5 protein-coding genes are annotated in these 5,869 nt (G+C 65.2%); 2 read left to right on the top strand and 3 right to left on the bottom strand.

Translation table 11 applies throughout. The features are described from left to right. Nucleotides 1-138: 138 nt before the first annotated feature. The 3 genes from JHD07_RS17920 to JHD07_RS17910 form a co-directional block, all read right to left on the bottom strand. Nucleotides 139-933 (bottom strand): enoyl-CoA hydratase-related protein, encoded by a 795-nt coding sequence (locus tag JHD07_RS17920; RefSeq protein WP_291624490.1) that lies wholly within the window; start codon nucleotides 931-933, stop codon nucleotides 139-141. A 121-nt stretch (nucleotides 934-1,054) separates the two neighbouring features. After that, nucleotides 1,055-2,599, bottom strand: coding sequence for an acyl-CoA synthetase (locus JHD07_RS17915; protein WP_291624489.1), 1,545 nt, complete (start codon nucleotides 2,597-2,599; stop codon nucleotides 1,055-1,057). A 162-nt stretch (nucleotides 2,600-2,761) separates the two neighbouring features. Beyond that, a complete protein-coding gene (locus JHD07_RS17910; RefSeq protein WP_291624488.1) occupies nucleotides 2,762-3,571 on the bottom strand; it encodes a crotonase/enoyl-CoA hydratase family protein in 810 nt (269 codons plus the stop codon). A 106-nt stretch (nucleotides 3,572-3,677) separates the two neighbouring features. On the opposite strand from JHD07_RS17910, the gene JHD07_RS17905 reads away from it, so the two are divergent. Both JHD07_RS17905 and JHD07_RS17900 read left to right on the top strand, forming a co-directional pair. Beyond that, nucleotides 3,678-4,550 carry an SDR family oxidoreductase gene (locus tag JHD07_RS17905; RefSeq protein WP_291624487.1) on the top strand — a complete coding sequence of 291 codons (873 nt, stop codon included), beginning with the start codon at nucleotides 3,678-3,680 and terminating at the stop codon, nucleotides 4,548-4,550. A gap of 255 nt (nucleotides 4,551-4,805) precedes the next feature. After that, a partial coding sequence (locus JHD07_RS17900) for an AMP-binding protein (RefSeq protein ID WP_291624486.1) occupies nucleotides 4,806-5,869 on the top strand: 1,064 nt, incomplete at its 3' end.

Below are 5,869 nucleotides of genomic sequence, written 5' to 3'. Positions count from 1 at the left end.
GTAGACGGCGGCATGGGGGACTTCGAAGAAACCGGCACGATAGGAGGGCATGGACGATCGCAACAAATTGGCGTGGGAACGCCAACCTAGCCGAGCCGGCCGATAATTGCTACTCCTGCGCGCACCAGCTAGCCTCGGCTACCGGCCCTCGAACTTCGGCTCGCGCTTCTCCATGAAGGCCTTCATGCCCTCGGCCATGTCCGCGGTTTTGAACAGTGGCAGGAGCTGGAGATAGACGTGGTGGACATGGTCCTGGAAATTCTCGTTGAGGCCCATCCGCATCATGCGCTTGGAGGCCTGCACCGCGAGCGGCGCGTTGGCGGCGATCTCGCGGGCGATCGCCGTGGCGCGGTTCATCAGCTCGGCATCGGGCACGACCTCGTTCGCGAGGCCCCAGTCCAGGCATTCCCGCGCGCTGAGGGTGCGGCCGGTGAAGATCAGCTCGGAGGCCTTGGCCCAGCCGAGCATGCGCGGCAGCAGCCAGGTGCCGCCGGATTCCGGCACCACGCCACGCTTGACGAAGGCGGCGGCGAGCTTTGCCGACTCCGCCATGATGCGGATGTCGCAGCCGAGCGCGGTGTCCATGCCGTAGCCGGCGGCGCCGCCGTTGACGGCACAAATGGTCGGCTTGTCCATCGCATGCAGGATGGTCGGCGGCGTGTTGCGGAGGTTGATCGTGGTCGGCGATGAGGCAGCGCTGAGGCCGTTGCCGTCACGCTCCTTGCGCAGGTCGAGCCCGGCGCAAAACGCCCTGCCCTTCCCGGTGAGGATCACGACGCGGACATTCCGGTCTTCGTTGGCCTCCGTCAGCAGCCGGGCGAGGTCGTTCAGCATCGGTCCGGAGATGGTGTTCATGCGCTCCGGCGCGTTCAGCGTGATGGTCGCGATGTGGTCAGCGACAGTGTAGAGGACTTCGGTTGCTGTATCGGTCATTTCTTTCCCCATCGGTTGTCTCGTAGGGTGGGCAGAGGCGCTCTTGCGCCGTGCCCACGATCTGTCTCCATAAGCAAGAATTCGTGGGCACGCTTCGCTTTGCCCACCCTACGGCACCGCCTTAAATTTTCCGGCCCGCCTGCTCCCAATAGGGATCGCGCAGGCGGCGCTTGAAGATCTTGCCGGAATCTTCGCGCGGCAGGCCAGTGCGGATCTCGACGTGCTTGGGGACCTTGTAATCGGCCAGATGCGCCTTCAGGCTCGCGCGGACATCGGAGGCAGCGAGCGTGATCCCGGGCTGCGGCTCGACCACGGCCATCAGCGCCTCGCCGAACTCGGCATCGGGGATGCCGAACACGGCGCAATCATGCACGCCGGGCACGGCATGCAGCACCGACTCGATCTCGGCGGGGTAGATGTTGACGCCCCCTGAGATCACCATGTCGCGCTTGCGGTCGCAGATGAAGACGTAGCCGTCCTCGTCGATATAGCCGACGTCGCCCGAGGTGATGAAGCCGTCGCGGTCGATCTCGGCGCGCTTTTCCGGCTTGTTGTGGTAGGTGAAGTCGGCCATCTCGGCCATGCGGGAATAGATCTCGCCGATCTCGCCCACGCCAAGCACGCGTCCGTCCTCACCGATGAAGCGCAGCTCGGCTCCGGGCGAGATCTTGCCGACGGTGCCGGGCTTCTTGAGCGCATCTTCCGACGTCGCGAAGGTCACGGCGCTGGATTCGGTGGAGCCGTAGAATTCGTAGATCACCGGTCCCCACCACTCGATCATGGCGCGCTTGACGTCGGCCGGACACGGCGCGGCGGCGTGGATGACGTGGCGCAGCGAGGAAACGTCGTACTTCCTGCGCACCGCCTCGGGCAGCTTCATCAGGCGGATGAACATGGTCGGCACCATGAAGATGGTGTCGATCTTATAGCGCTCGATCGCTTCCAGGAATTCCTCGGCCTCGAAGCGCGGCATCAGCACCAGCACCCCGCCGAGCTTGCCGGCGCGGATGCCGAAGGAATTCGGCGCGGAGTGATAAAGCGGCCCCGGCAGCAGCGCGCGGGCGCCGGGCTTGAGCCCGTAGATCATCGCGCGCATGCGCTCGCCGGCGGCCTGCTGCTCTGGCGTCGGCGCGTTGCGCCGCACGCCCTTGGGATGACCGGTCGTGCCTGACGTATAGATCATGTTCATCGGCTGCGGCACGACGGGCCCGTCGTAAGGCGGGTGCTGTGCGAGCCAGGATTCGAAGTCGATCGCGAAGCCGGGGGTCTTCAGATCATCGGGATCGATCTTGTATTGGGCTAGAATCTCAGGCGGGGTCGGCACGCTGAGCACGGTGACGCCCTCCGGGATGGCGCCGCGCAGGGCGTGCAGCATGTCGGCATGCCCGATCAGCACGGACGTGCCGGTGTCTTTCAGGATGTAGGTGATCTCCTCCGGCTTGAAGTGCCAGTTGATCGGCACGCCATAGGCTCCTAAGCGCATCGTGGCATAGGCGGCTTCGAGGAAAGCGATGTCGTTTCGCATCAGCATGCAGACGCAATCGCCCTGGCGGACACCGATTTTTGCGAGGCCGGAGGCGATGCGGTCGGCGCGGGCGGCCACCTCGGTGTGGCTGCGGCGGCGGTCGCCGGAGACGATGCCGAGGAAGGGTGACGTTTCGCTCATTGTTGTTGTCCGATCTTTCGCCGGGTTGACACGTGGACACCACTCGGGTCGTCATTCCGGGGCGATGCGTAGCATCGAACCCGGAATCCATTTTACGGCAGAGCATGCGGCCTGATGGATTCCGGGCTCGCCGCTTACGCGGCGCCCCGGAATGACGGAAAGCTAATCCGCGAACTTGGGCGCACGCTTCTCCAGATTCGACCGCACGGCCTCGGTCTGGTTGGCGCTGCCGATCAGCTTCTGCTGCTCGACGGATTCCGCCAGCAGCGCCGGGCCGGGATCGACCGAAAGGTTGTTCAGCATCCGCTTGGCCGCGCGGATCGCATCGGGGCTTTTTCCCGCGATTTCGCGCGCAACCTCCAGCGCTGCCGCGCGTGGATCGTCGCAGATGCGGGTGGCGAGGCCGTATGTCATCGCCTCCTGCGCCGAGAAGATGCGGCCCGTATAGGTGAGATCGCGCAGGATGTCGTCGCGCACGAGGCTGGCGAGGATCGGCGTGCCCGCCATGTCGGGCACGAGGCCCCATTTGATCTCCATGATCGACATCCGCGCGTCCGCCGAGAGAAACCGCATGTCGGCGCCGAGCGAGAGCTGGAAGCCGCCGCCAAAGGCGACGCCGTGCACGGCTGCGATGACGGGCACCGGAAGCTGGCGCCAGCCCCACACCGCTTGTTGCGGGAAGTTCGCCAGGCCGTGCGTGCGCTTGGTGAGATCACGATTTTCGCCGCCCGGAATTCCGTTGCCGCCCTTCTCCTTCATGGCGGCAAAACGTCCCATGTCGAGACCGGCGCAGAAGGCGCGGCCTTCGCCCGAGAGCACGACGGCTCGCACGCCTTTTTCCTTCGAAAGCCGGTCGGTCGCGGCGACAAGGGCCTCGAACATGGGCTGATCCAGCGCGTTCATCTTGTCGGCGCGCACAAGGCGCACGTCGGCGACGCCTTCCGAGATCGAGATCGAGACGCGATCTTCCATGGACGAATTCTCCCCTGTTCTTGACCGGTTGCCGCTTTACAGGACGCCGGTAGCCGGATTTAGTCAATCGACCAATTAACTGACAATCCCTACGGGGGAAACAGCCATGTTCAAGGAAAATCTTCTGGCCGGCCGGCGCATTCTCGTGACCGGCGGCGGCACCGGTCTCGGCAAGTCGATGGCGACGCGCTTCCTCGAGCTCGGCGCCGAGGTGCACATCTGCGGCCGGCGCAAGATCGTGTGCGATGAGACCGCAGCCGAGCTGATGGCCCAGTATGGCGGCCGCGTCACCAGCCACGGCGTCGACATCCGCAACGCGCTCGCGGTCGAGGAGATGATCGAGACCATCTTCCGCGATGGTCCCCTCACCGATCTCATCAACAACGCCGCCGGCAATTTCATCTCGCGCACCGAGGAGCTGTCGCCGCGCGGCTTCGATGCGGTCGCCAACATCGTCATGCACGGCACGTTCTACGTGACCCATGCGGTCGGCAAGCGCTGGATCGCCTTGAAGCAGCCTGGCAACGTCGTCTCCATCACAACGACCTGGGTGCGCAACGGCTCGCCTTACGTGGTGCCGTCGGCAATGAGCAAGTCGGCGATCCACGCCATGACGATGTCGCTGGCGACCGAATGGGGCCGCCACGGCATCCGCCTCAACACCATCGCCCCGGGCGAGATCCCGACCGAGGGCATGAGCAAGCGCATCAAGCCCGGTGACGAGGCCGGCGCGCGAACCAAGGCGATGAACCCGATGGGCCGCGTCGGCACCATGGAGGAGTTGCAGAACGTCGCCGTGTTCCTGATCTCCGGCGGCTGCAACTGGATCAACGGCGAGACAATCGCCATGGACGGCGCGCAGGCGCTGGCCATGGGCGGCAATTTCTACCAGCTCCGCGACTGGAGCGACGACGACTGGAAGACCGCGCGCGAGAGCATCATGGCGCAGAACGAGAAGGACCGGGCGAAGCGGGGGTAGGCTTCGTGCCCCGGACGGAGCGCAGGGCGTCCCCGGCGATGCGAAGCATCGTCCGGTGCGACGTGGTGCGCTGCTGAGCCGGGCCCATCTCTCTTTACGCAAGAGGCGGCATGCTGGGTCCCGGCTCTGCAGCGCGTCACTACGTGCTGCGCCGCGTCCGGGACACGAAACCGCGGCTGATCCTGTCCCATCTTGTCTTCGCCCACCAATGCCGCCACACTCCCCGGCACAAAAACAAGACGCCCCGGGAGAAACATGTCCACACCGAAACTGGCCAACCTCGCCGACATGGTGCGCGAGCGTGCGACGAGCCGCGGCAACGCCATCGCCTACGAGTTCGAGGGCCGCACCACCAGCTTTGCCGAGTTCGACGTCAAGACCAACAAGGTCGCCAACGCCCTGATCGCGATGGGGGTGAGATCCGGCGATCGCATCGCCTATCTCGGCAAGAACAGCGACCTCTATTTCGAGCTGCTGATGGGCGCGATGAAGGCCGGCGCCGTGATGGCGCCGGTGAACTGGCGGCTCGCGGGGCCCGAGGTCGCCTTCATCGTTGCGGACTGCAAGGCGCCGGTGCTGTTCGTGGGACCGGAGTTCATCGCGCAGGTGCGCCAGATCAGGGACCAGATTCCGGGCGTCCGCAGCATCATCACCACCGAGGGCGGCGCGTCGGAATGGCAGGATTTTACGGCCTGGCGCGATGCGCAGAGCGGCGAGGATCCCAACGTGCCGATCGCGACCCGCGACATCGCGATCCAGCTCTACACTTCGGGCACGACGGGCAAGCCGAAGGGCGCGATGCTGAGCCACGCCAACTTCCTGAACCTGGTGCAGACCGGCAATGCCGAGGACAAGCCGGAGTGGAACCGGTGGTCGACCGACGACGTCTCGCTGGTGGCGATGCCGATCTTCCACATCGGCGGCTCCGGTTGGGGCGTGATGGGGCTCTATCACGGTGCCCGCGGCGTGATCGCGCGCGAGTTCGATCCGACCAAGGTTCTGGACTTCTTCGAGCAGTCAGGCATCACGAAGCTGTTCATGGTTCCGGCGGCGATGCAGTTCGTGGTGCGGCAGCCGCGCGCCAGGACGGTCGATTTCTCCAGGCTGAAATACATGCTGTACGGCGCCTCGCCGATTCCGGCGGCGCTGCTGAAGGAATGCATCGAGGTCTTCAAATGCGGCTTCGTGCAGATGTACGGCATGACCGAGACCACCGGCACCATCGTCGCGCTGCCGCCGGAGGATCACGTCGAGGGGCTGGAGCGGATGCGCTCGGCCGGCAAGGCGCTGCCGGGCGTGGAAATCGCGATCCTGGATGT

Source organism: Bradyrhizobium sp., from assembly GCF_016462955.1.
In the GTDB taxonomy this organism is placed as follows: Bacteria; Pseudomonadota; Alphaproteobacteria; order Rhizobiales; family Xanthobacteraceae; genus Bradyrhizobium.
Note: the sequence above shows the minus strand (reverse complement) of the source record. Positions and strands in the feature narration are given on the sequence as shown.